The following is a 22,494-nucleotide window of genomic DNA, read 5'->3' as shown; positions in this document are numbered from 1 at the left end:
GACAAGGACGCAAATGACACAGGGAAACGCCGAGACCGCTAAGGCGGGCGCCTCCGGGCTGTTGAGGATCGAGCGCGCGGACCGGGTTCTGACCGTGGGTCTGAACCGGCCGGCCAAGCGCAACGCACTCAATGACGGCATCATCCTGGAAATCGGCGAGTGTTTTGCGTCCCTGCCCGACGACATCGGCGCGGTCGTCATTCACGGCATCGGTGACCATTTCTCCAGCGGTCTCGATTTGTCCGAGCTGACCGAGCATGACGCGACCGGCGGCCTGCTCCATTCCCAGATGTGGCACCGGGTGTTCGACCGCATCCAGTATAGCCGCGTGCCCGTGATCGCCGCGCTCAGCGGGGCCGTGATCGGCGGCGGGCTGGAGCTCGCCTGCGCCGCGCACATCCGTGTCGCCGAGCCCTCGACCTATTTCGCCCTGCCGGAGGGGCAGCGCGGCATCTTCGTCGGTGGTGGCGGCTCGGTGCGCCTGCCGCGGCTGATCGGGGTCGCCAGGATGATGGACATGATGCTGACCGGCCGGGTCTATAGCGCGACCGAAGGCGCCTCCTACGGCTTTGCGCAATATCTGACGGATGCCGGTAACGGGCTCGGCAAGGCGTTGGAGCTTGCGACCAAGGTCGCCTCCAACGCGCCGCTGACGAATTTTGCCGTGCTCCAGGCTCTGCCGATGATCGCGGAGGCCAATCCGCAGACCGGCCTGCTCATGGAATCGCTGATGGCGACCGTCGCGCAGAGCGACAAAGAGGCCAAGCGCAGGATCCGCGAGTTCCTCGAACACAAGACCGCAAAGGTGAAGCCGAAGTCATGAGCGCGCAGCCGTCCTCTTCCAGCACGGAGCGCGGCGCGAGCACTTTCCCGCTGCGGCCCATCTCGTTCGGCGATCCCGTCGTCCATATCGAGCGCCGCGACGACGGCACGATCTATCTCAGGCCAAAGCAGCCGCTCGGCGACTATCCCCTCCGCATCACCGACCGCCTGCATCATTGGGCGAACACGACGCCCGACCGCGTCTTCATGGCCGAGCGCGAAGGCGGCCGCGGCTGGCGCAAGATCACCTATGCCGAGCTGCTCACGGCGAGCCGGCACATCGCATCAAGCCTGATCGCGCGCGGCCTGTCGGCGGAGCGGCCGGTCGTCATTCTCTCCGGCAATTCGATCGACCACGCACTGCTCGCCTTCGGCGCGTTCTATGCCGGCATTCCGTTCTGCCCGGTGTCGCCGGCCTACTCGCTGGTGTCAAAGGACTATGGCAAGCTGTCCTATCTGATGAAGCTGCTGACGCCCGGCCTCGTCTTCGCGGAGGATGCCGACAAGTTCGCGGGTGCGCTCGCCGCCAATGTCTCGCTCGGCACCGAGATCGCCGCGTCCTATGGCAAGGTGCCGGGCCGCGACGTCACCCTGCTCGCCGAGCTCATGGCCACGCCGATCCGCAGCGATCTCGACGGCGTCCACGGCAGGATCGGCCCCGACACGATCGCAAAGTTCCTGCTGACATCGGGCTCGACCGGCAATCCCAAGGCCGTCATCAACACCCAGCGCATGATCTGCGCCAACCAGGTGATGCTGCGCGAGACGCTCGCCTTCCTCAAGGACGAGCCGCCCGTCATCGTCGACTGGCTGCCCTGGAATCACACTTTTGGCGGCAACCACAATATCGGGCTGACGCTCTACAACGGCGGCTCGATGTATCTGGACGCCGGCAAGCCGGTGCCCGGCGGCATCGAGGAAACGGTGCGCAATCTCCAGGAGATTTCGCCGACGGTCTATTTCAACGTACCCAAAGGCTACGAATCGCTGCTGCCGTATTTGCGCGACGACCAGGGCCTGCGCGCAAAGTTCTTCGACCGGCTGCATGCGATGTTCTTCTCCGGCGCGGCGCTGTCGCCCTTCGTCTGGAACAGCCTCGACGAGCTCGCGGTGAAGGAGAAGGGCTATCGCGTGCCGATGCTGACCGGCTTAGGTGCCACCGAGACCGCGCCGTTCTTCATGTCGGTCAATCCGCGCACCAGCCGCTCCGGCCATGTCGGGCTCCCGGTGTCAGGCAATGACGCAAAACTGGTGCCGAACAACGGCAAGCTCGAGGTCCGCGCCAAGGGGCCGAACGTGATGCCCGGCTACTGGCGCCAGCCCGACATCAGCGCGAAGTCCTTCGACGAGGAAGGATTTTACAAGCTGGGCGACGCGCTCAAGCCCGCCGATCCCAACGATCTCAACGCCGGCTTCGACTTCGACGGGCGCGTCAGTGAAGACTTCAAGCTCGCCAGCGGCACCTGGGTCAGTGTCGGACCCTTGCGCGCGCGCTTCGTTGCGGCCTGCGCGCCGCTGGTGCGCGATGTCGTCATCGCCGGCATCAACCGTGACGAGATCTCCGCGCTCGTGGTGCTCGACCTCGACGGTTGCCGGCTGATCAATCCGACGCTGCCCGCCGACGATCTCGTCGTCGCTGCGCGCGACCGGCTCGTGCGCGAGGCGTTCCGCGAACGCCTGACGGGTTTCCTGTCTTCGGCGACCGGCTCCTCGACACGGATCACGCGCGCGATCCTGATGGACACGCCGCTCTCGATCGACAAGGGCGAGGTCACCGACAAGGGCTCGATCAACCAGCGCGCCGTGCTGGAGCATCGCGCTGCATTGATCGACGAGCTCTATGCTGCCAATCCATCGGACCGTGTGATATCGGTCGGGTAAGAAACCATCTCTATAGGAGAACGCCATGTTGTTGAAGGATCAGGCAGCCATCGTCACCGGCGGCGCATCGGGATTGGGCGCGGCGACCGCGCGAAAACTGGCGGCGCAGGGCGCCAAGGTCGCGGTGTGCGACCTCAATGCCAAGCTCGCGGAGACGGTTGCCGCCGAGATCAAGGGCGTGGCCGTGACCTGCGATGTTTCCGATGCCGCCTCGGCCGAGGCCGCCATCGCGCAGGCGACCAAGGCCCACGGCCCGGCCCGCGTGCTGGTCAATTGCGCCGGCATCGGCGTTGCAAAACGCGTGGTCGGCCGCGACGGTCCGATGGCGCTCGCCGATTTCGACAAGGTGATCAAGGTCAATCTGATCGGCACCTTCAATATGCTGCGCCTTGCCGCCGCCGAGATGTCCAAGCTCGAACCGCAGGCAACCGGCGAGCGCGGCGTCATCATCAACACCGCCTCGGTCGCCGCCTATGACGGCCAGATCGGCCAGTCCGCCTATTCGGCCTCGAAGGGCGGCATCGTCGGCATGACGCTGCCGATCGCGCGCGAGCTCGCACAATTCGGCGTCCGCGTGTTGACGATCGCGCCGGGCCTGTTCCTCACGCCGCTGCTCGCCAACCTGCCGCAGGAAGCCCAGGATTCGCTCGCCGCCGCGATCCCCTTCCCTCGCCGGCTCGGCAACGCCGACGAGTTCGCCGCGCTCGCGCTGCACATGGTCGAGAATGCGTATCTGAACGGCGAAGTGGTGCGCCTCGACGGCTCGCTGCGCATGGCGCCGAAATAAGGCGCGTCGCATGTTCGTGAACAGGCGCGACGTCCAGATCCAGTGGGGCGATTGCGACCCCGCCAATATCGTCTACTACCCGCGCTATTTCGCGATGTTCGACGATTCGACGTCGACCCTGTTCGAGGTCGCTGGATTCTCCAAACAGGATCTGGTCCGCAAATACGGCTTGGTGGGGATTCCCATGGTCGACACGCGGGCCAAGTTTTACATCCCCTCGACCTACGGCGACTGGATCACGATCGAGACCAGAATCGAGAGCATCAAGCGCTCGAGCTTCGAGGTGAAGCACAACGTCTACAAGGGTGACGCGCTGGCGATCGAGGGATTCGAGACCCGCGTCCTGGTCGGCCGCGATCCCGTTAACCCCGACAAGCTGAAATCGGCACCGTTCCCCGCGGAAATGGTTGCCAAATTCACGGGGAGTTAGAGCCCGGAGCTAAATCGCCGCATCACCAAAAGAGGGGGCTGAATTACCCCCCGATTTCTGCTTTCAAAGAAGAACGTAAAGGGAGGAATAGATGAAACGCTTTTACCTGACCGCTGCCATCACCGCGGCCGCGCTGGCGCTGCCGGCCCTGCCCGCGCAGGCTCAGACCAGCGAGATCACCATCGGCATCACCACCACCACGACCGGCCCGGGCGCTGCGCTCGGCATTCCCGAACGCAACGCGCTGGAATTCGTGCCGAAGGAGATCGGCGGCGTGCCGCTGAAGGTGATCGTGCTCGACGACGGCGGCGATCCCACCACCGCGACCACCAACGCCCGCCGCTTCGTGACCGAATCCAAGGCCGACATCATCATGGGCTCGGCGCTGACGCCGCCGACCATCGCGGTCTCCAACGTCGCCAACGAGGCCGGCATTCCGCATTTCGGCCTCGCGCCTTTCCCGATTACGCCGGAGCGCATGAAATGGTCGGTGGCGATGCCGCAGCCGATCCCGATCGTGGGCAAGGTGCTGTACGACCACATGAAGGCCAAGGGCGTGAAGACCCTCGGCTATATCGGCTATTCCGACTCCTATGGCGACCTCTGGTTCAACGACCTCAAGGTCCAGGCCGTGCCGATGGGCATCACCATCGTCGACGAGGAGCGCTTCGCCCGTCCCGACACCTCGGTGACCGGTCAGGTGCTGAAACTCGTCGCCGCCAATCCCGACGCGATCCTGGTCGGCGCCTCCGGCACCGCGGCCGCGCTGCCGCAGACCGAGCTGCGCGAGCGCGGCTATCAGGGCCTGATCTACCAGACCCATGGCGCGGCCAGCATGGACTTCATCCGCATCGCCGGCAAAGCGGCCGAGGGCGTACTGATGGCCTCGGGTCCCGTGATGGACCCGGAAGATCAACCGGACACCGCGCTGACCAAGAAGCCGGGCCTCGCACTCAACTCGGCCTATGAAGCCAAGTACGGTCCGAACAGCCGCAGCCAGTTCGCCGGCCATTCCTACGATGCGTTCGAGATCCTCAAGCGCATCATTCCGGCGGCATTGAAGACGGCCAAGCCCGGCACGCCGGAATTCCGCGAAGCGATTCGTCAGGCTTTGCTGACGGAGAAGGAATTGGCGGCAAGCCAGGGCGTCTACAACTTCACCGAAAAGGACCGCTACGGCCTCGACGACCGCTCGCGCATCCTGCTCACGGTGAAGAACGGCAAGTACTCGCTGGTGAAGTAGCCACGGCGAAGGTTTCGCAACGAGAAGAGCCGGCCCAAGGGGCCGGCTCTTCTGTTTTACGGTTGAGGTAGGCAGCAGCATCGACGCCGCGCAAAAAGCCCGGCAGCGGGAATCACTCCCGCACATCCAATTATGCAAAGCTCTCGCAAGCGGGAGAGGTGCAGCGAGCGATGGACGCGAATTGCGCCTCAAGCCGCCTGCCGCAACGGGGTCCAGGCGAACTCCGGATAATACGTGTCCATCATGCGGTCGACATAGGTCGTGAGGTTCGGAAATCCCTCGGCGCGCTTGCGCAAGGCCGATTCGAAGAACGGCGTCAGGATCCCGGCAAGTGCGCCGAAAGCGGTGGCATCGACGCCGCAGGGCCTGCTGCCCATCAGATACGACTTGTCGCCAAGCTGCACCGCGAGCGCGAACAGCGAGCGTACGGCGAGATCGACATCGTCGTCGGGCGCGTGGCGGCCCAACCCGGAGAGCAGATAATTCTCGGCAACACGGAATTGCGCGTCCTCGCGCAGCTTCTCACGGCTATGTTCGGGCGCGCCGTCGAAGAAATGCGACGGGCCCTTGGCGAAATTGACCGGATCGACCCAACGCGCCCCGACCAGCGCCCAATAGACGTGGTGCTCGATCATCCGCTCGAACGCCCAGGCCTGTGCGCGCTCGGTCAGCGACAGGCCGGCGTCGAAATCGAAGCCGTAGCGCCGCTCGATATGGGCGCGGATGAAGGTGGAATCGGCCACCGCCTCGCCGCCGTCGTCGATGAAGGGCAGCTGCCCCTTGGGCGAAGCGGGCGGCATCGCGCGCTCCTTCCGGTAGGGCAACCCCGCCATCTTGAGCTGCACCTCCGTCTTGGTGACGAAGGGGCTGATTTCCGGCAGGCCGAAGCCGGTGCCAAAGCCGTAAAGCGTGATCATGAAACCTCTCCTGAACCTACCGAAACTGACGGAACCTATCTGCCCGCTGCTGCCACCATGGTGGCAGCAGCCGTGATATCTTCTGCGAAACGGGCCCCCTGCCAGGCGCGGCCCATGATGTGGTGGACGAGCGCGTCCGCAGCCTGGATCAGCGAGCGTGCCACCACGCTTGCGAACGCAAATCGGAGGTCAGCAGCCATGAGATCGAACGAGACGAGGCGGCTAAGCCCCCGGGCCTGCCACATCTGGGCGCGCCACAGCGGACTGGCCGAGCCGAAATGGGTTGGAATGATCATGGACAAATCCTCTTCAGTCGACGTGTTGTCCCGGTATAGAACTCCCCTGCTGCCAACATCCTGTCAGCAGCCGCGCGCCGCCTTTTGAAAAGACCAGGAACAAGAGACCAGTCATGAGACGTGCCGACCGGCTGTTTCAGATCATCCAGGTGCTGAGGCGTACGCGTAAACCGCTCACGGCGGACGCGATCGCGGCCGAACTCGAGACTTCGAAGCGCACCATCTATCGCGACATCGCAACGCTCATCGGCCAGCGCGTGCCGATTCGCGGCGAAGCCGGCATGGGCTACATCCTGGAAAAGGGTTTCGACTTGCCGCCGCTGATGCTGACGCCCGACGAGATCGAGGCAGCAGTGCTGGGCGCGCAATGGGTCGCGGGCCACGCCGATTCCGCGCTGGCGCGCGCCGCCGAAGATTTGATGGCCAAGATCGCCGACACCGTCCCCGAGCGCCTGCGTCCCTTCGTGCTGGAGCCGGCGAGCCGCGCGCGGCCAAGCTGGAACAGGGAGCCGGACCGCCTCGACATGGCGCGCACGCGCACCCAGATCCACGAAGGCAAGAAGATCATGTTGCGCTATCGCGACGAGCAGGGCCGCCCCAGCGAGCGTATGATCTGGCCGATTTCGGTCGGCTATCTCGAAGCCGTGCGCCTGCTCGCGGCTTGGTGCGAGCTGCGCAGCGACTTCCGCAGCTTCCGCACCGACCGCGTGGTGGAGGCAACCTATCTCGACGAAAAATATCCGGAGCGGCGCGACGTGCTGCGCGCAAGATGGCGGCAGAGCCTGGTCTGGGGTCCGCCAAAGGACACGTGACCACGATGGAACAGACCTCGCCGCTCGATCCGTCGAGCTGTTGCCAGAGTTGCGGTGCTTGCTGCGGCTATTCGGCGAACTGGCCGCGCTTCTCGATCGAGAGCGACGAAGAGCTTGCAGCTATTCCGGAGGCGCTCGTCAACGCGCGCCAATCCGGCATGCGCTGCGAGGGCGATCGCTGCTCGGCGCTGAAGGGAGAGATCGGCACGGCGACGGCATGCGGCATCTACGCGGTGCGGCCGGAGGTGTGCCGCACCTGCATGCCGGGCGACGCCGAATGCACGATGGCGCGGCGGAAATTCGGGCTTCCAGCGCTAGAGGCCGTCTAAGCCGGAACGGCTACGCCGATCTCGTCGCTGATCTCGTCATCGAGCTCGTCCTCGAGCGGGGCCAGCACCGAGAGCGGCTTGGTCGACAGCGTGATCGGCTTGCGCCCCCCCGACAGCGACGGCGAGGATTTCGCGGCGCCTGCGCGCGACAGCGCATAGAGCGTCGAACCGACACGGCCGCCGTTCTCGATCAGGTCGCGCTCGCTACAGCTTGCAGCGATCGCGAGCGCCAGCGAATGCAGGTGGCTGCGGCGATAGCAGAACAGCGCCAGCCTGGCGCGCGCGTCAGGGGAAACACTCTCAACCAACCTGGGCAGGCCACTCTCGCTGGCGCGGTACATCTCGCCAAGGAGCTCGTCGCGGACCGGGCAGAAATCGCTTTCAAAGGTGTCGCGGCTTGAAAACATTGCAGTTCTCCCTCGTGTACGGAAGATGCCGCGCAATTCTCTAACGAAAGGTTAACCACTCTGCCCGGTAGTCACCCGGGGTCCTTGCGCCCTGGCCGCGAATCACGGGAACGCGACTGCCGCCACAGCGGCATGGCCGGGGCTTTTTGATGCCGGTCAGGAATTGCCCCGCATCGCGCTAAGCCCGGCCTCAGTTCGCCGCCATGAAGATGGAGAGCCCGAAGCCGGTGAGGTGATGCAGTGCTTGGTCGACGCCGATCAGGGTCCAGAACCAGGGGTGCGCCATGTCGACACCGAAATTTGCCGAGACCAATCCCTTGGCGCGGTCGATCGTGATGTGGATCACGAAATCGATGAACGCCACGAACCAGAATTTCGGGGCCACGATCAGGATCAGCGGCAATGCAACCGCAAGGTGAACGAGGCAGTGCACCAAAAGCGGTAGGGCCCAGCCGTGCTTCTGGTCCTTGCCCTGCGCCATCCAGGCGGTCTGGAGGACGAAATCGGCGATGATGTGCTTGAAGGTGAGCAGCAGCATCCAGCCAATGAGCGCTTCAACCGGAACCGCCGATGACATGGGTGGAAACGACAAGCTGACGCCCTTCATTGACGTGACAAGAAAAATTGGAGCGTTCAGCGCAACTTCTTCTTGGACCGGTCAAACGGCCGGGACCTCTGATTTATGACATCTCCCGCGGCGGAATGCAGCCGGGGGGAACCGGAAAATCGTCAACTGTGGCTAACTGGTGATAGATGACCAATCGCCGCGGTGGCGCCGGGTAAGGTTACCTACGGCTCGAAATTTGCATTCCGCGACCTTGGCGCTATCATTGGCGGTAGAGAAATACGTTCTTTTTTCAGGCGTTTACGAATTACAGGCGCCCGCTGCGCTTCCCGTCCACGCGCCGCCGCCAGCCAAAGAATAAGGCCGGAGTGCTGCCATGAGTGCTGAAGGCCCCACCGCATCACCGATCGAGCCGCTGCCCCGGCGCCCCAAAGTGATCAAGACCAACCAGCAGCAGGTCTTCCTCTACGTCGTGCTGACTCTGCTGCTGTCGCTTGCCACCGTCTGGGCCGGCCGCACGTTGGTGCACAATTCGGAAACGCTGACCTTTGCCGTCGGCGGCCCCAACAGCGACGAGGCGCTGTTCGCGGCCAAGCTCGCCGCTCTCCTGAAGAACAACGCCTCGCGCTTTCGGATCAAGATTGTCAACAATGCGGACAACGGCAAGGCAATCGCGCAGTTCGATCGCAAGCAGGCCGACCTCGCCGTGTTGCGCACGGACGCGAAAGTGCCGCTGCGGGCGCGCACGCTTGCGATCCTCGAGCACGATCTCGTGCTCCTGCTTGGTCCCGGCAACAAGAAGATCAAGTCGCTCGCCGAGTTGAAAAAGAAGAAGGTCGCGGTCCTCGCCGAGAACGAATCCTCGCTCGCCTTCGTCCGCAGTGTTCTCGACGTCCCCGACGGCCCCGATGCCACGAAAATCCAGATGGCGCCGCAGGGCGCAACGCTCGACAAGCTGTTTGCCCCGACAAATGGCTTTGGCGCGGTGATTGCCATCGTCCACGCCTCCAGAGCTGTCAGGGACAAGTCCTATGAGCAGGTCGCCAAGCGCGGCGGCTTCACGCTCAACGCGATCGACGAGGCCAAGGCGCTGGCGCGCAAATTCCCGGGCATTTCCGACGAGACGCTGACAGCGGGCACGTTGTCGGCGTCCCCGCAAATTCCCGAGGACGATCTCGATACCATCGGGCTCGAATGGCTCCTGGTCGCACAATCCAGGATGTCGCCGACCACCGCAGGCGAGCTCGCGCGCATCGTCTACGAGAACAAATCCGCGCTCGGGCTCGAGAACGGCTTTGCCACCAGGATAGAGCCGGCCTCTGTCGAGAAGGACGCCTTCGTGATCGCGCATCGGGGCGCCGCCGATTACATCAACGACGACACCAAGTCGTTCATGGATAAGTACAGCGACCTGATGTATCTGGGCGCCGGCGCGCTCAGCATCATCGGCTCGATCTTCGCTGCGATCTACGCCAAGATCACGAGGATCGCGCCGGAGAAGGCCAGCGAGCTCTCCACCGCCATTCTCGACATCGGCGAGCGGATCGAGCACGCCCATTCGCTGGATCAGCTCGAGTGCCTCCAGGACGAGTTGGAGAGCATCTTGCGCGGGGCCGTCATTGGACTCAGAGATGGTACGATTAGCACCGACGGGCTCGATACCTTCAAGCTGGGCTATGAGCTCGTCCGCGACGAGATCGGGATGCGCCGCGACTATCTGAAACGTCATGCGAGCGAGAATGAACAGGCCGCCCGCGATGCCGGCTCGCCCCAGCACGACGACAGCAATGTCGTGGTGGTCAAGACTGCCCAGAGCGCCTGATCCGCGGGTTTGATGCCCTCAGCTCGGGCTGACGGACGTCTTGCCCGGGAGTCGACGGCCGGAACTCAGGAACCGTCACCAGCCACAACCGTTGGCTCCCGGATTGCAACCGGAGAACGCGCCATGCGTACACTCCTCGTCATCTTCCTGCTGGGAATGCTGGCGGCGGTTGGCTATTTCGCCTATTCCGCCATGGCGGTCGAAGGCGAGCCGATCCCGACGGAAGGCTATTGGGCCCTCGCGCTGGGGGCCGGATTTTCCGTCGTCGTCGGCGTTGGCCTGATGGTGCTGCTGTTTTTCAGCAGCCGCCGCGGCTACGACGAGCCACCGCATTTCAGGTAGCGTCTCGGCCTGGCGCTCCGCCAGGCACCTTACCCGCCTTCACTGTCCGCCCCCGACGACGCTGCGGCCCGAGGCCGTCGTTGACGGCCTAGGCCCGGGCGGGCACTTTGGCCCTGAAGTCCCAGCCGGGACCACGAGCCAGAACCGAGCCGCCTTCCCCATGTCCAAGCCGCTGATCTCCGCTCTGGCCCAGTTTGCGGCCGCCACGGCCGGCCGCAACATGACCAAGGCGGCCTATGTGGCCGTCGGCGTTGGCGTGCTCAGCATGGTGCTGCTGACGGACAATCCGGCTTATGAGGCGTCGCGCCGCTGGGTCGATATCCTGCTGTGGGCCTGCCTCCTCTATTTCGTATTCGAATGGCTGGTCCGGCTGCGCCATATGACGCGGCAGGGGCGGCTTTCGCTCTACATGTCGTCCTCGGCCGGCATCGTCGACGCGGTCGGAGCGCTGGCCGTGCCGACTGCGCTGGTTCTCGGCGTCGAGCCGAAGACCGCATGGCTGCTCAGCGTGCTCTGGGTGCTGAAGGTGGTGCCGGGCATTCCGGGCTTGCGACAGCTGCGCCGCGTGCTGGTGCTGGAATCGGGACCGCTGATCAGCGTGCTCGTGATCTTCTTGATGGTGATCTTCCTCGCCTCGGTCGCCGAATATTTCCTGGAAAGGGACGTGCAGCCGCAGACGTTTGGCAGCGTCCCTGCCGCGCTATGGTGGGCCGTCGCCACACTGACGACGACGGGCTATGGCGACGTCGTGCCGATCACTCCGCTCGGACGCATGGTGGCGGCGCTGGTGATGATCTCCGGCCTCGGCGTGTTCGGGCTGTGGACCGGTATTCTGGCGACCGGCTTTGCCGCGGAGACCAGGCGCGACAATTTCCTCAAGACCTGGGAAGCCGTCAGCAAGGTGCCGTTCTTCGCGGCGCTCGGGCCTGCGGCCATCGCCGACGTCACCCACATGCTGCGTACCATGGAGCTGCCAGCACGCACCATAGTCATCCGCAAGGACACGCAAGGCGACTGCATATATTTCATCGCCGCCGGCGAGGTCGAGGTCGACCTGCCCGGCAAGAAGGTGCAGCTCGGCGAGGGCGCCTTCTTCGGTGAGATGGCGCTGCTCGGCAACAACAGGCGCGGCGCCAATGTCTCGACCACGAAAGTGTCGCGGCTGTTGGTGCTCGACCTCGTCGATTTCCGCGTGCTGATGGCGCGACATCCCGAGCTCGCCGAAACCATCGACGCCGAGGCGAAGCGGCGCGCGCTCGAAAACACATGAATGGAGACAAGAATGTCGGACGCAGCCGACGCGACCAGCCCCGTGCTCGAAATCACTGGCGCACGCGCCACCATCCGCCTCAACAGACCAAAGCATCTCAACCGGCTCCAGGCGGAGGATCTTGGCGAACTGGTCAAATTGTTCGACCGGATCGAGAGCGATCCTGATATCCGCGTGCTGGTGCTCACCGGCACCGGGCGCGCCTTCTCCGCGGGCTACGATCTCAACTCGGTGGCGGAACGCGCTGTCAGCGCCCAGGAGCAGCAGAGCGCGGGCTCGGCGTTCGAGGCGGTCGTCAATCGGCTCGAGGATTTGGGCGTACCGACGATCTGCCGGCTCAACGGCGGCGTCTATGGCGGCTCGACCGACCTCGCGCTGGCCTGCGATTTCCGCATCGGCGTCGACACCGCCGAGATGTTCATGCCGGCGGCGCGGCTCGGGCTGCATTATTACCCGAGCGGCATCAAGCGCTACGTGACCCGGCTCGGCGCCGATAATGCCAAGAAACTGTTTCTGACCGCGCAGAAGATCAGCGCTCCCGAAATGCTGCGCATCGGCTATCTCACTGCCATGGAGCCGCTGGAATTCCTGGACGAGGAGGTCGACAGGCTCGCCACTATCCTCGCCGGCAACGCGCCGCAGGCGATGCGCGGCATGAAGCGCGCCATCAACGAATTCGCTCGCGGGGAGCTGGACGAAGCCGCCGCCGACCAGCGTCACCGCGACAGTATGCGCGGCGACGAGATCAAGGAAGGCATCAAGGCGTTCGCGGAGAAGCGGCCGCCGCGGTTTTGAGAGCTTGTGGGGGACGATGCCGCCACATATTGCATTGTCGTCCCGACCAGCGCGCCTCGGGCGCGCGACCCTATCATCCTCCAGCGGCCGCCGCATGCTGCGCGGCCATCTCCTCATCCGCCGCATTGATGCGCTGGAACGCAGGCCGCGATGTCATGCGCTCGGCATAGCGGACGAAAACGTCCTTCTTCGGCACGATACCGAACATCATGGTCCAGCTTAACGCGACGCCCCACAGCACGTCCGCCGCCGTCATGCGCTCGCCGAGCAGATACGGCCCCTTCGCCAGCTGCGCCTCGAGCGCGCCCAGCATGGTGTCGTAATCGGCATAGGGCGATTGCGTGATCGGCGCCGGCTCGCGCTGCATGAACTTGTCGATGAGGGCCGGCTCGAAGGATGAGCCGTAATAGGCAATCCAGCGCAGGTAAGGCCCGCGCAGCGGATCGTTCAACGCGGGCGTCAGCCCCGCCTGCGGGAAGAGATCGGCGAGATAGATGGTGATCGCGACCTGCTCGGTCACAAGCGCCTCGCCGTGGCGGACCGCGGGCACCTTGCCGAGCGGGTTGATGGCGAGATAGGCGGGCTTGCGCTGCTCGCCGGCTTTCATGTTGAGGACATGGAGATCATAGGGCGCGCCCAACTCCTCCAGCAACACCCGCGTGCCGGTGGCGCGGCTCTGGGGCGAATAGTACAGCGTGATGCGGTTCGCATCGGTCATGGCGGGTCTCCCATCTGGCCTTTTGGCTATAGCGCAGCTTGTAGCGGATCATACCTGACATCTTGTGTCAGGTATGATCTAAGGAGATCATGCGCGCGAGCCGGATGTTGTCGATCCTCACCACCCTCCAGGCCAAGGGGCAGGTCACCGCGCCCGAGCTCGCGGAAGCCTGCGAGGTGTCGGTGCGCACGATCTATCGCGACATCGATGCGCTCGCCGCGTCCGGCGTGCCTGTCTACGCCGACCGCGGCGCGGAGGGCGGCTATCGCCTGCTTGACGGCTATCGCGTGCGGCTGAACGGACTGTCGCAAAGCGAGGCAGGCGCGCTGTTCCTGGCGGGATTGCCGGGCCCGGCCGCGGCGCTGGGGTTCGACGCCGCGATGATCGCCGCGCAGAACAAGTTGATGGCGGCGCTGCCCGCGAATCTGCGCGACGACGCCGGGCGGATGCAGGAGCGATTTCACCTGGACGCGCCGGGCTGGTTCGGCGAGGCCGAAGACCCAAAGCATCTGCGCGCCATCGCTGGCGCAGCGTTGCGGGGGACGCTGATCAAGATCCGCTACCAAAGCTGGCGCGCAGAGAAGCAACGCCGCGTCGCTCCGCTCGGCCTCGTGCTGAAGGGCGGCAGCTGGTATCTCGCAGGGCAAGTCGACGGCAATGTGCGCACCTATCGCATCGCGCGGGTGCTCGACTGCACGGCGCTCGACGATCGCTTCGATCGTCCCGCCGGGTTCGATCTCGCTTCCTACTGGCAGGCCGCGACACTTCGTCTCGAGGCCGAGATGCACCCCAATGTGGCGATTGTCCGGCTGTCGCCATTCGGCGTCAAGCTGCTGGACGCGTTGAGCCAGCCTTACGTCAAGGCACGCACGCAGCTTGAAGAGACCGCCGACGCAGACGGCTGGCGCATCGCCAAGGTCCCGATCGGCAAGACGTCATGGCATGCCGCGGCCGAACTGCTGCGGTTGGGCCCCGAGGCCGAAGTGCTGGAGCCCGCCGATCTCCGCGACAAGATGATGGAGCTGACGCAGGCGATGGCCGCACGCTATCGCCTGGCGCGGAAAGCCTGACGGCGGCACATTTGCCGCGGCCCACGAAACAATCCTGAAACACGATTCTGAGCCAACGCCATGAACGCAATCGCGTCTCGGTCCGACCGAGATGCAGGGACACAACAATGGCACTGCGCCAAATGGAGAATGAAGATGTTTCGTAAGCTTGCACTTGGTCTGATCGCTGCCGGCTCGCTCGGCGTTGCCGCGCTCGCTCCCACCGCCGCCTCGGCCGGCGGCTTCCATCACCACTGGGGTCATCACCATTGGGGTCCCGGCTGGGGCTTTGGCGGCGTCTACGTCAACACCGGCGTCAGCAACTGCTACCAAGAGCGCCTCGTCCAGACCCGTCACGGCCTGCGCGTGCGCGTCGTGAATGTCTGCGCCTACGGGATCTACTGATACCTCGCATCGTCGACAGAGCCCCGATCGCTCCGCGATCGGGGCCTTTGCGTTGAGCTAGCTAGCCAACCTGCCGCTGCCGGCGAAACCAGGCCCAGGTCTCGCGCGTCGTTCTGATGTAGCCGCGGCCGCGATGGACAATCTCGCCATCGACGATCTCGTTCAGCTTCGGCAGCGCATGAAAGGGGATCGAGGGATAGGCGTGATGCTCGACATGATAGGGCATGTTCCACGCGAACCATTTGACGATCGCGCCGGTATAGGTCGTGCGGGTATTCTGGAAGGCGCTGCGGGTGCGGTCGCAGCCAGTATGCTCGGCGTAGAGATAGGGCCGCAGGAAGAACTGCCCGATTACGAGTGGGACGATCCAGACCCAGAGCAGCATGGCCGACGAGAGCCACAGCGACAGCGCAAACAACATCGCGTAGAGCGCGACATAGGCGCGCGCCTCGGCCATGATGATGGAGCGCTTGCTCTCGGGGATCCACGGCACGACGACCTTGCCGGTGATGGCATGGCCGAGCATCAGCCATAGCCGGCCGGCGACCTGAAGCAGGCCGCTATAGGCGATCGCGAGCTGGGTGTCGGATTTCGGCTTCACGCCGACAATCAGCTCGGGGTCCTTGTCCGGATCCTGGGTGTAGCGGTGGTGATCCCAGTGGAACAGGCAATAATATTCGTAAGGCAATCCAATGATGAAAGCCGAGAGATAGCCAATTGCGAGATTGAGGCCGCGGCTTTTGAAAGCGGTCTTGTGCGCTGTCTCGTGCACCGCCATGAACAGGAAGGCAACGACATAGCCCTGCACAGCCATCAACGGCAGCGCCCAAAGCACGCCATGGCGCGAGGCGACCATCCAGATCAGCATGCCCACCAGCACGATCGCGCCATAATGGCCGAGGCTCTGCGCCGCGCCCCTGAGGTCGGAGCGGACCGACAATTGGCGCAGCATCGCCGATGTCAGCGGCTTCAAGCGATGGCCGGGTTCTGAAACAATTGTGTCAGCCATGTCAGGATGCCTGCCTACCTGCTGAGAAGCGCTGCGATCTCGGCCTTGATGAAAGCCTGATCGCGCGGATTGTTGACGGGGTTGCCGGCGCGATGGCCGTGCAGCGACGGGATCGGATGCAACACCGCAGATTTCGCGCTGGTCAACCGGCCGAGCTCATCTTCGTTGTCGCGGACGTCGAAATAGCGATCGGTCGCACCCGGCATCAGCAACATATGGGCCTTGATCGCGCCGAGCGCGCGGCCGAAATCGCCACCGAATGCGGCGCAGCGGCTGACGTCGCCATTCTGCCAGATCTCGATCTGCGCCAGGAGATCGTTGGCGTCGCGTCGCGCAAAGGCGGCATCCCAGCCACGCACGAGATAATCTTCGAGCGAGGTGAAACCGGTGTCGCGCCAAATCTCGTCGCGATAGAAGCCGTGCGACATCGCCCAGCCGGCATAGACACGTCCCATCGCGCGGTAGCCGGCGACGGGCTTCTCGACGAAGCGGCCATCGCGGAAGGCGGGATCGGCGGTCAGGGCGGCCTTCACGCTTTCGAGAAAGACATGATTATAGGGCGCGCAGCGCGCGCTGCCGCAGACGATCGCTGCGCGCTCCACCATATCAGGGTGTAGCGCCGCCCAATGATAGGCCTGCATACCGCCCATCGACCAGCCATAGACCAGCGTGAGCTTCGAGATGCCGAAACATTCGGTGAGCAGCCGGTGCTGGACCGAGATCGCGTCGTGATAGGTGACCTTCGGGAACGGCGCGGCGGTATTCGACGGCGATGAGGACAGGCCGTTGCCGAACAGGTTCGGTATGATGATGAAGTAGCGCGTCGGATCGAGCACGCCGTCGGGCCCGATCAGCCATTCGGTGTCGACGTGCTGCGCGCTGAAAGAGGTCGGATAGAGGATGACGTTGTCCCTGGCCGGGCTCAGCGTTCCATAAGTCTTGTAGGCGAGCTTCAGCCCGGGAAAGACGGTGCCGGACTGGAGCGTGACGTCGCCGGCCTCGAATATCCCGTAGTCGCTCTCTGCCGTCATGGGCCAAACTCCCGCTCACGCATCGCAAGGCGCGCGGCGTTTTGCAATGCACCGATCATGCCGAATCCGCCAGCGCGCCATCGCCCGCGCTCAATAATTGTACTTATAGTACAGTTATTCTGGCGCGGCAAGCGCTCCCAAAACGGCATGTGGCTCAGGCGATGGCCGCCAGATAGCGTGCGACCGAGGTAGCAAAAGCGGCCTTGGCGCCTGCGGCGACGTTGCGGCCCCACCAGGCGCCATAGATGCGGTCGAAGGCGAGCGGCTCAACGGCAGATGCGATCCGCCGCACCGCGGCGGCGTTGAGCGGCATGTAGTTGGGGTAGGAATACATGAAGCTGACGAACCGGCGATCCATCGTCACCTGCGCGATATCGCCGGTGAGCAGCGCGCCCCTGCCGTCCGCACCGTGCCGCCAGTGCAGCACGGTGGCACCGGCGAAATGACCGCCGGTGCGCAGCAGCAGCACGTCGTCGGAGATGCGGTGGTAATCGCCGGTCCAGTGCACGATCGATGCATGCGGCCGCGTCACCCATTGGCGATCATCTGAGTGTAGATAGATCGGCACGCCGCCGAACGCCTCGCTCCAGTCGGCGAGCGCGCCATAATAATGCGGATGCGAGATCGCGATCGCCTTCAGTTCGCCGAGCGAACGCACATGCGCAATCGCCTCTGGTGTTGCCAGCGGTATGCAGTCCCACATCATGCAGCCGCCGCTGAGCGGGACCAGCAGCGCGCGCTGGCCGATGGCGAAGCTCGGCTCGAGCGAGAGGCCGGTCAGGCCGTGATCGTCGCGCCAGACGACGCGGTGGCGTTCTGCCAGCGCCTCGCGAGTCAGGAAACTTTGCCCTTTCCAGCCCACAAACTGCCGTTCGTCCTCGCAGATCGGGCAGGATGCGGGCGGATGTCCGCTGTCCGGAAATTGCGCGCCGCAGGTTTCGCAGGTCCAGAGTGGCATGGCCGAGATCCTGATCGAGACAGTCGCAAGTATGACATGACGTCGCGGTCATGCGATCGCAAGGGCGATCGGAACCAACGCGACGAGCGCAGGTTAGGTTCTGGTCCGCCCGGGCGCCCATGGGCCCGAACTCTCCGCCTCATGCGAGATCCTATTCGATCGGCAGCATTGCGTTCAGCGTCTCGATGACATCGCGCCCTTCACCGTCTCGTATCTGGCCCCTGTTCGCGCTCAACTTCTTCATGGCCGACATGCAGTCGGGCATCGGGCCGTTCGTCGGCGTCTTCCTCCAGGAGCGCGGCTGGGCGAGTGGATTGATCGGCACAGCACTGACGATCGGCAACGTCGCGGGCATGTTGATCACCACCCCGATCGGCGGCCTAATCGATTCCAGCCGCAACAAGCGCATGTGGGTCGTCATCCCCGGCATCTGCGTGGTGCTGGCATCTGCAATCATCCTGATCTCGCAAAATTTCTGGGCCGTCACCTTTTCCCAGGTCGCCCAATCGCTGGCGAGCGCCGCGATCGTGCCGGCGGTGACAGGCATCACGCTCGGCATCGCCAAGCAGAAAGGCTTCAACGCGCTCAACGGCCGCAACCAGGCATTCAACCACGCCGGCAACATGGTCGGCGCCGCGCTGTCGGGCTATCTCGGCTACAAGTTCGGCTATATCGCCGTGTTCGTGCTGGCGGCCATATTCGGCGCCATCGCGATCGCCTGCGTGCTGATGATTCCCGCCAAGGCGATCGATGATCGCGCCGCGCGCGGCAGCAAGGAGGACGACTCCAAAGCTCCGCCGGATGCGATGACGATGCTGCTCAAGCACAAGCCGCTGCTCGTGCTGGCACTCGCGCTCGCCCTTTTCCATCTCGGCAATGCCGCGATCGTGCCACTCTATGGACTTGCGGCAGTGGCCGACGGGCAGGCCAATGGCCCGAGCTTCGTCGCGACCACTGTCGTGATTGCGCAGGGCGTGATGATCGTGACCTCGCTGATCGCGATGAAGGCCGCGAGCAAGCGCAATTACTGGCCGGTGATCCTCATCTCCTTCATGTTCCTGCCCATCCGCGGCGTGCTTGCTTTCTTCGTCACGGGATGGTGGGGCGTCGTGCCAATGCAGGTGCTCGACGGCATCGGCACCGGACTCCAGACCGTTGCCGTCCCCGGCATGGTCGCGCGGTCCCTTAACGGAACCGGTCGCATCAATCTAGGCCAAGGCGCGGTAATCACGGTGCAGGGCGTCGGCGCGAGCTTCAGTCCCGCGCTCGGTGGCTGGATCGCGCAATGGATCGGCTACGGCCCGACGTTCCTCCTGCTCGGCGGCTTTGGGCTAGCCTCGATGGCGCTGTGGCTGGCGTTCGCCGCGACGGTGAAGAAGTATTGAGGGCGCATCTCCGCAATGACGATGTGGAAACGCTGTTGTTCCAAGGCTGACTGCGGAGTCGCGGGGCCCCCTCACCCGGGATTCTCTCTCTCAAATTTCCAGCTCTCCCCGCACATGGAGAGGCGAAAAGCGCGTTCATGTTGCAAAATTCTTCTGGATCGCCTTGTCGAGCGTGTCGCCGCCGACGAAACGCTGGCGCAGCTCCCGCTTGAGCAGCTTGCCGCTCGGATTCTTCGGCAAGCTATCCACGAAGATGACGCGCTTGGGGACCTTGAAATGCGCCATCTGGCCGGCGCAATGCTTGATGACGGACTCTTCGTCCAGCGTTTCGCCGTTCTTGACCACGATGATCGCGGTCACCGCCTCGATCCAGCGCGGATCGGGCAGGCCGACGACGGCGACCTCGGAGACAGCGGGGATGCGGTAGACCATTTCCTCGACCTCGCGGCTTGCGACGTTCTCGCCGCCGGTCTTGATCATGTCCTTGACGCGATCGACCACGGTGATGTGGCCCTCGTCGTCGACGGTAGCGAGATCGCCCGAGTGAAACCAGCCGCCTGAAAACGCCGCCGCGGTCTTCACCGGATCGTTGTAATAGCCGGAGAGCAGATGCGGCGAGCGGTGCACGATCTCCCCGACCTCACCCACCTTGACGTCCTCCATCGCAGTGTTGACCACCCGCGTCTCGACGTTGAGCACCGGCTTGCCGGCCGAGCCGGCCTTGCGCAGCTGATCCTCCGGTCGCAGCACGGTCGCGAGTGGCGCAATCTCGGTCTGGCCGTAGAAATTCCAGAATCTGACGTTGGGCAGGCGGCGCTGCAGTTCGAGCAGCACCTCCACCGGCATGATCGAGGCGCCGTAATAGCCCTTCTGCAAGCTCGACAGGTCGGTCTTGTCGAAATTCGGCGAGCGCAGCATCGCGATCCAGATCGTCGGCGGCGCGAAGAACGAGGTGATCTTGTGCGCCTGGATGTGCGCCAGGATGTTGTCGGCGGTCGGCTTGCCCGTGATCACGCCGGAAGCGCCGAGATAGATTTGCGGCCCCAGAAACACGTCGAGCTGGGCGCAATGATAGAGCGGCAATGCGTGCAGGAACTTGTCGTCCACGCTCATGCCGCCGTCGATGATGCAGCTGACATACTGCCACATCACGGCTTCATGGGTCAGCATCGCGCCCTTGGGCAGCGATTCCGTGCCGCTGGTGTAGACGATCTGCGCGAGATCGCGGCTGTCGACCGACGCGTCCAGGAACGAGCCGTCGGCATGCAAGAGATCATCGAAGGTGGTGAGGCCCGAAGGTGCCGTGGCCGGATCCTCGCCCGGCAAGCAGATCATCTTCTCGACGGCGCAATCCTTGGCGCTGGCCGCGCTCGCTTGCTCGACGAAATCAGGACCGGTTGCGAGCAGCCTTGCCCCAGAACTCTTCAGGATGAAGTTGATCTCGTCCGGATTGAGCATGAAGTTAACCGGCACCAGCACGGCGCCGATCCGTGCCACGGCAAAGCGCAGCGCCGCGAAGGCGTGCGAATTGCGCGAGAGCACGGCGAGACGGTCGCCTTTTTTGACGCCGAGACCGAGCAGGCCGCGGCCGAGCCGGTTGCAGATCGTGTCCATCTCGGCAAAGCTCCAGCTCACATTGCCGCAGCTCACCGCGAGCTTGTTCGGCTCGCGGCCTGCCGACCGGCGTAGGAGATCGCCGATGGAATGCTCGCGGGCTTTCGCGATGGTGGCTGCGGTATCGCTGGTCATTTCCGTCCCCTAATTTGCGATGGCGCAGAGGCCGGCCCGAACAGTGCATGCGCACGCTTCCCATGTTTGCGCAAACCGTAGTTGGCGCAATCGCCCGCGTCAATTCAGCCGACGAGCGCGGCGCCGTTACGCAAGAATTGGCACTTCAGAGAGGCAATCTGGGCTGGTGCACCAATTATAAATATCAGAGGAAATGCCATGTGCCGGATTATGCGTGCCGCTTTCGCGGCCGGACTCGCCGTGCTCGCGACCAGCTCGTCTTCTGCCCAGCAGGCACCGCTCAAGATCGGCGTGCTCTCCGACTTCTCCTCCGTCTATTCCGACATCGGCGGCATGGGGAACGTCGAGGCCACCAAAATGGCGATCGAGGATTTTGGCGGACAGATGTTCGGCAAGTCGATCGACCTGGTCTCGGCCGACGTGCTCAACAAGCCCGACGTTGCCTCCAGCATCGCCCGCAAATGGTGGGAGACCGAGGGCGTCGACATGATTATCGACCTGCCGACTTCGGCCACTGCGCTCGCGGTGATGGAGCTGTCGAAGCAGTACGAAAAGATCATGATCGTAACCGATGCGGCCAGCTCCGATATCACCGGGAAATCCTGCTCGCCTTACACCGCGCACTGGACTTACGACACCTATTCCAACGCCCATACCGTCGGCAGCGCCATCGTCAAGAACGGCGGCGACAGCTGGTTCTTTCTTACCGCGGACTACGTGTTCGGCCATTCCATCGAGCGCGACACCGGCGACGTGGTGAGGGCGGCTGGCGGCAAGGTGCTCGGCAGCGTCAAGCATCCGCTCAACACCGCGGACTTTTCGTCATTCCTGCTCCAGGCCCAGGGCTCCAAGGCCAAGATCATCGGCCTCGCCAATGGCGGCGGCGACACCATCAACGCGATCAAGCAGGCCGGCGAGTTCGGCATCGTCGCTGGCGGCCAGAACCTGGCTGCGATCGTGATGTTCATCTCCGACGTGCACAGCCTTGGCCTCAAACTCGCGCAGGGGCTGATCGTCACCGAGGCCTATTACTGGGATCTCAACGAGAGGACCCGCGCCTTCGGCAAGCGCTTCCTGGAGCGCGTCAAGCGCATGCCGACGATGAACCAGGCCGCGACCTACAGCGCCACGCTGCATTACCTCAAGGCCGTGCAGGCCGCGGGCACGAAGGACACCAAGACGGTCATGGCCAAGATGCGCGAGCTGCCGGTGCGCGACGCCTTCACCGACAACGGCGTGCTGCGAGAGGACGGCCGCATGGTGCACAGCATGTACCTGTTCCAGGTGAAGAAGCCGGAGGAATCGAAGGGGCCGTGGGACTACTACAAATTGCTCGCCGAGGTGCCCGCCGACCAGGCGTTTCGGCCGTTGAAGGACGGTGGCTGTCCGCTGGTGAAGTGAGGCTCGCGCGAGCATAGAACCCGTCGGTCGGCCTCAGTTGGTTCGCAGTGACGCTAAGGTCGGCCGCAGCG

Annotated in this window: 24 protein-coding genes; 15 read left to right on the top strand and 9 right to left on the bottom strand. The window is 64.1% G+C overall.

Annotation, left to right across the window (positions count from 1 at the left end; genetic code table 11):
• Nucleotides 1-13 precede the first annotated feature (13 nt).
• The 5 genes from IVA96_RS11515 to IVA96_RS11495 all read left to right on the top strand — a co-directional run bounded on the left by IVA96_RS11515 (nt 14) and on the right by IVA96_RS11495 (nt 5,163).
• A complete protein-coding gene (locus IVA96_RS11515) occupies nt 14-823 on the top strand; it encodes a crotonase/enoyl-CoA hydratase family protein (RefSeq protein ID WP_247277895.1) in 810 nt (269 codons plus the stop codon).
• Nucleotides 820-2,703, top strand: coding sequence for a feruloyl-CoA synthase (locus tag IVA96_RS11510; RefSeq protein WP_247277896.1), 1,884 nt, complete (start codon nt 820-822; stop codon nt 2,701-2,703). Before IVA96_RS11515 ends, IVA96_RS11510 begins: the two co-directional genes overlap by 4 nt.
• Nucleotides 2,704-2,728: 25 nt before the next feature.
• Nucleotides 2,729-3,490 carry an SDR family NAD(P)-dependent oxidoreductase gene (locus tag IVA96_RS11505; protein ID WP_247277897.1) on the top strand — a complete coding sequence of 254 codons (762 nt, stop codon included), beginning with the start codon at nt 2,729-2,731 and terminating at the stop codon, nt 3,488-3,490.
• Nucleotides 3,491-3,500: 10 nt separating this feature from the next.
• Nucleotides 3,501-3,920, top strand: a complete 420-nt coding sequence (locus IVA96_RS11500; protein ID WP_247277898.1) for a thioesterase family protein — start codon at nt 3,501-3,503, stop codon at nt 3,918-3,920.
• A 91-nt stretch (nt 3,921-4,011) separates the two neighbouring features.
• Nucleotides 4,012-5,163, top strand: coding sequence for an ABC transporter substrate-binding protein (locus IVA96_RS11495; protein WP_247277899.1), 1,152 nt, complete (start codon nt 4,012-4,014; stop codon nt 5,161-5,163).
• A 188-nt stretch (nt 5,164-5,351) separates the two neighbouring features.
• On the opposite strand, the gene IVA96_RS11490 is transcribed toward IVA96_RS11495, so the two are convergent.
• A complete protein-coding gene (locus tag IVA96_RS11490) occupies nt 5,352-6,080 on the bottom strand; it encodes a glutathione S-transferase family protein (RefSeq protein WP_247277900.1) in 729 nt (242 codons plus the stop codon).
• A gap of 35 nt (nt 6,081-6,115) precedes the next feature.
• The gene (locus IVA96_RS11485; RefSeq protein ID WP_247277901.1) at nt 6,116-6,376 is read right to left on the bottom strand and encodes a hypothetical protein; all 261 of its coding nucleotides are present in this window, start codon (nt 6,374-6,376) and stop codon (nt 6,116-6,118) included.
• A gap of 113 nt (nt 6,377-6,489) precedes the next feature.
• Between IVA96_RS11485 and IVA96_RS11480 the strand changes: the two genes are divergently transcribed.
• Both IVA96_RS11480 and IVA96_RS11475 read left to right on the top strand, forming a co-directional pair.
• Nucleotides 6,490-7,188: a YafY family protein gene (locus tag IVA96_RS11480; protein WP_247277902.1), complete on the top strand. Its 699-nt coding sequence runs from the start codon at nt 6,490-6,492 to the stop codon at nt 7,186-7,188.
• A gap of 5 nt (nt 7,189-7,193) precedes the next feature.
• Nucleotides 7,194-7,517: a YkgJ family cysteine cluster protein gene (locus tag IVA96_RS11475; protein ID WP_247277903.1), complete on the top strand. Its 324-nt coding sequence runs from the start codon at nt 7,194-7,196 to the stop codon at nt 7,515-7,517.
• Here IVA96_RS11475 and IVA96_RS11470 read toward each other — a convergent pair.
• Nucleotides 7,514-7,924 (bottom strand): hypothetical protein, encoded by a 411-nt coding sequence (locus IVA96_RS11470; protein ID WP_247277904.1) that lies wholly within the window; start codon nt 7,922-7,924, stop codon nt 7,514-7,516. The two genes, IVA96_RS11475 and IVA96_RS11470, sit on opposite strands and share 4 nt — an antisense overlap.
• Nucleotides 7,925-8,114: 190 nt before the next feature.
• Complete coding sequence (locus IVA96_RS11465; RefSeq protein ID WP_247277938.1) at nt 8,115-8,462, bottom strand: DUF3307 domain-containing protein; 348 nt, start codon at nt 8,460-8,462, stop codon at nt 8,115-8,117.
• A 403-nt stretch (nt 8,463-8,865) separates the two neighbouring features.
• Here IVA96_RS11465 and IVA96_RS11460 point away from each other — a divergent pair, with 403 nt between their 5' ends.
• The 4 genes from IVA96_RS11460 (at nt 8,866) to IVA96_RS11445 (ending at nt 12,718) form a co-directional block, all read left to right on the top strand.
• Entirely contained in the window at nt 8,866-10,311 is a 1,446-nt protein-coding gene (locus IVA96_RS11460; protein ID WP_247277905.1) for a TAXI family TRAP transporter solute-binding subunit, read from the top strand.
• Nucleotides 10,312-10,434: 123 nt separating this feature from the next.
• The gene (locus IVA96_RS11455; protein ID WP_247277906.1) at nt 10,435-10,653 is read left to right on the top strand and encodes a hypothetical protein; all 219 of its coding nucleotides are present in this window, start codon (nt 10,435-10,437) and stop codon (nt 10,651-10,653) included.
• Nucleotides 10,654-10,813: 160 nt separating this feature from the next.
• Nucleotides 10,814-11,923: a cyclic nucleotide-gated ion channel gene (locus tag IVA96_RS11450; protein WP_247277907.1), complete on the top strand. Its 1,110-nt coding sequence runs from the start codon at nt 10,814-10,816 to the stop codon at nt 11,921-11,923.
• Between the two features lie 12 nt (nt 11,924-11,935).
• Nucleotides 11,936-12,718, top strand: a complete 783-nt coding sequence (locus tag IVA96_RS11445; protein WP_247417206.1) for an enoyl-CoA hydratase/isomerase family protein — start codon at nt 11,936-11,938, stop codon at nt 12,716-12,718.
• A gap of 73 nt (nt 12,719-12,791) precedes the next feature.
• On the opposite strand, the gene IVA96_RS11440 is transcribed toward IVA96_RS11445, so the two are convergent.
• Nucleotides 12,792-13,436 carry a glutathione S-transferase family protein gene (locus IVA96_RS11440; RefSeq protein WP_247277909.1) on the bottom strand — a complete coding sequence of 215 codons (645 nt, stop codon included), beginning with the start codon at nt 13,434-13,436 and terminating at the stop codon, nt 12,792-12,794.
• An 89-nt stretch (nt 13,437-13,525) separates the two neighbouring features.
• On the opposite strand from IVA96_RS11440, the gene IVA96_RS11435 reads away from it, so the two are divergent.
• Nucleotides 13,526-14,506: a YafY family protein gene (locus IVA96_RS11435; protein ID WP_247277910.1), complete on the top strand. Its 981-nt coding sequence runs from the start codon at nt 13,526-13,528 to the stop codon at nt 14,504-14,506.
• 135 nt (nt 14,507-14,641) lie between these two features.
• The gene (locus IVA96_RS11430) at nt 14,642-14,890 is read left to right on the top strand and encodes a hypothetical protein (RefSeq protein ID WP_247417203.1); all 249 of its coding nucleotides are present in this window, start codon (nt 14,642-14,644) and stop codon (nt 14,888-14,890) included.
• A 61-nt stretch (nt 14,891-14,951) separates the two neighbouring features.
• Here IVA96_RS11430 and IVA96_RS11425 read toward each other — a convergent pair whose 3' ends face one another.
• From IVA96_RS11425 to IVA96_RS11415, 3 genes are all read right to left on the bottom strand, one after another.
• Nucleotides 14,952-15,899: a fatty acid desaturase gene (locus IVA96_RS11425; protein ID WP_247277912.1), complete on the bottom strand. Its 948-nt coding sequence runs from the start codon at nt 15,897-15,899 to the stop codon at nt 14,952-14,954.
• 14 nt (nt 15,900-15,913) lie between these two features.
• Nucleotides 15,914-16,930, bottom strand: coding sequence for an alpha/beta fold hydrolase (locus IVA96_RS11420; RefSeq protein WP_247277913.1), 1,017 nt, complete (start codon nt 16,928-16,930; stop codon nt 15,914-15,916).
• 154 nt (nt 16,931-17,084) lie between these two features.
• A complete protein-coding gene (locus IVA96_RS11415) occupies nt 17,085-17,888 on the bottom strand; it encodes an MBL fold metallo-hydrolase (protein WP_247277914.1) in 804 nt (267 codons plus the stop codon).
• A gap of 185 nt (nt 17,889-18,073) precedes the next feature.
• On the opposite strand from IVA96_RS11415, the gene IVA96_RS11410 reads away from it, so the two are divergent.
• On the top strand, nt 18,074-19,273 hold the full coding sequence (locus tag IVA96_RS11410; RefSeq protein WP_247277915.1) for an MFS transporter: 1,200 nt from the start codon (nt 18,074-18,076) through the stop codon (nt 19,271-19,273).
• Between the two features lie 135 nt (nt 19,274-19,408).
• On the opposite strand, the gene IVA96_RS11405 is transcribed toward IVA96_RS11410, so the two are convergent.
• Nucleotides 19,409-21,022: an acyl-CoA synthetase gene (locus IVA96_RS11405; RefSeq protein ID WP_247417199.1), complete on the bottom strand. Its 1,614-nt coding sequence runs from the start codon at nt 21,020-21,022 to the stop codon at nt 19,409-19,411.
• A 198-nt stretch (nt 21,023-21,220) separates the two neighbouring features.
• On the opposite strand from IVA96_RS11405, the gene IVA96_RS11400 reads away from it, so the two are divergent.
• Complete coding sequence (locus IVA96_RS11400) at nt 21,221-22,423, top strand: ABC transporter substrate-binding protein (RefSeq protein WP_247277916.1); 1,203 nt, start codon at nt 21,221-21,223, stop codon at nt 22,421-22,423.
• The last annotated feature ends 71 nt before the right edge of the window (nt 22,424-22,494 follow it).

This window comes from Bradyrhizobium sp. 159 (assembly GCF_023073795.1).
Lineage (GTDB): Bacteria > Pseudomonadota > Alphaproteobacteria > Rhizobiales > Xanthobacteraceae > Bradyrhizobium.
This window is presented reverse-complemented; position numbering and strand designations above follow the sequence as displayed.

Coding starts and splice junctions, on each gene's coding strand:
- IVA96_RS11515 (WP_247277895.1), top strand. CDS start 14: ATGACACAGGGAAACGCCGAGACCGCTAAGGCGGGCGCCTCCGGGCTG.
- IVA96_RS11510 (WP_247277896.1), top strand. CDS start 820: ATGAGCGCGCAGCCGTCCTCTTCCAGCACGGAGCGCGGCGCGAGCACT.
- IVA96_RS11505 (WP_247277897.1), top strand. CDS start 2,729: ATGTTGTTGAAGGATCAGGCAGCCATCGTCACCGGCGGCGCATCGGGA.
- IVA96_RS11500 (WP_247277898.1), top strand. CDS start 3,501: ATGTTCGTGAACAGGCGCGACGTCCAGATCCAGTGGGGCGATTGCGAC.
- IVA96_RS11495 (WP_247277899.1), top strand. CDS start 4,012: ATGAAACGCTTTTACCTGACCGCTGCCATCACCGCGGCCGCGCTGGCG.
- IVA96_RS11490 (WP_247277900.1), bottom strand. CDS start 6,080: ATGATCACGCTTTACGGCTTTGGCACCGGCTTCGGCCTGCCGGAAATC.
- IVA96_RS11485 (WP_247277901.1), bottom strand. CDS start 6,376: ATGATCATTCCAACCCATTTCGGCTCGGCCAGTCCGCTGTGGCGCGCC.
- IVA96_RS11480 (WP_247277902.1), top strand. CDS start 6,490: ATGAGACGTGCCGACCGGCTGTTTCAGATCATCCAGGTGCTGAGGCGT.
- IVA96_RS11475 (WP_247277903.1), top strand. CDS start 7,194: ATGGAACAGACCTCGCCGCTCGATCCGTCGAGCTGTTGCCAGAGTTGC.
- IVA96_RS11470 (WP_247277904.1), bottom strand. CDS start 7,924: ATGTTTTCAAGCCGCGACACCTTTGAAAGCGATTTCTGCCCGGTCCGC.
- IVA96_RS11465 (WP_247277938.1), bottom strand. CDS start 8,462: ATGCTGCTGCTCACCTTCAAGCACATCATCGCCGATTTCGTCCTCCAG.
- IVA96_RS11460 (WP_247277905.1), top strand. CDS start 8,866: ATGAGTGCTGAAGGCCCCACCGCATCACCGATCGAGCCGCTGCCCCGG.
- IVA96_RS11455 (WP_247277906.1), top strand. CDS start 10,435: ATGCGTACACTCCTCGTCATCTTCCTGCTGGGAATGCTGGCGGCGGTT.
- IVA96_RS11450 (WP_247277907.1), top strand. CDS start 10,814: ATGTCCAAGCCGCTGATCTCCGCTCTGGCCCAGTTTGCGGCCGCCACG.
- IVA96_RS11445 (WP_247417206.1), top strand. CDS start 11,936: ATGTCGGACGCAGCCGACGCGACCAGCCCCGTGCTCGAAATCACTGGC.
- IVA96_RS11440 (WP_247277909.1), bottom strand. CDS start 13,436: ATGACCGATGCGAACCGCATCACGCTGTACTATTCGCCCCAGAGCCGC.
- IVA96_RS11435 (WP_247277910.1), top strand. CDS start 13,526: ATGCGCGCGAGCCGGATGTTGTCGATCCTCACCACCCTCCAGGCCAAG.
- IVA96_RS11430 (WP_247417203.1), top strand. CDS start 14,642: ATGTTTCGTAAGCTTGCACTTGGTCTGATCGCTGCCGGCTCGCTCGGC.
- IVA96_RS11425 (WP_247277912.1), bottom strand. CDS start 15,899: ATGGCTGACACAATTGTTTCAGAACCCGGCCATCGCTTGAAGCCGCTG.
- IVA96_RS11420 (WP_247277913.1), bottom strand. CDS start 16,930: ATGACGGCAGAGAGCGACTACGGGATATTCGAGGCCGGCGACGTCACG.
- IVA96_RS11415 (WP_247277914.1), bottom strand. CDS start 17,888: ATGCCACTCTGGACCTGCGAAACCTGCGGCGCGCAATTTCCGGACAGC.
- IVA96_RS11410 (WP_247277915.1), top strand. CDS start 18,074: ATGACATCGCGCCCTTCACCGTCTCGTATCTGGCCCCTGTTCGCGCTC.
- IVA96_RS11405 (WP_247417199.1), bottom strand. CDS start 21,022: ATGACCAGCGATACCGCAGCCACCATCGCGAAAGCCCGCGAGCATTCC.
- IVA96_RS11400 (WP_247277916.1), top strand. CDS start 21,221: ATGTGCCGGATTATGCGTGCCGCTTTCGCGGCCGGACTCGCCGTGCTC.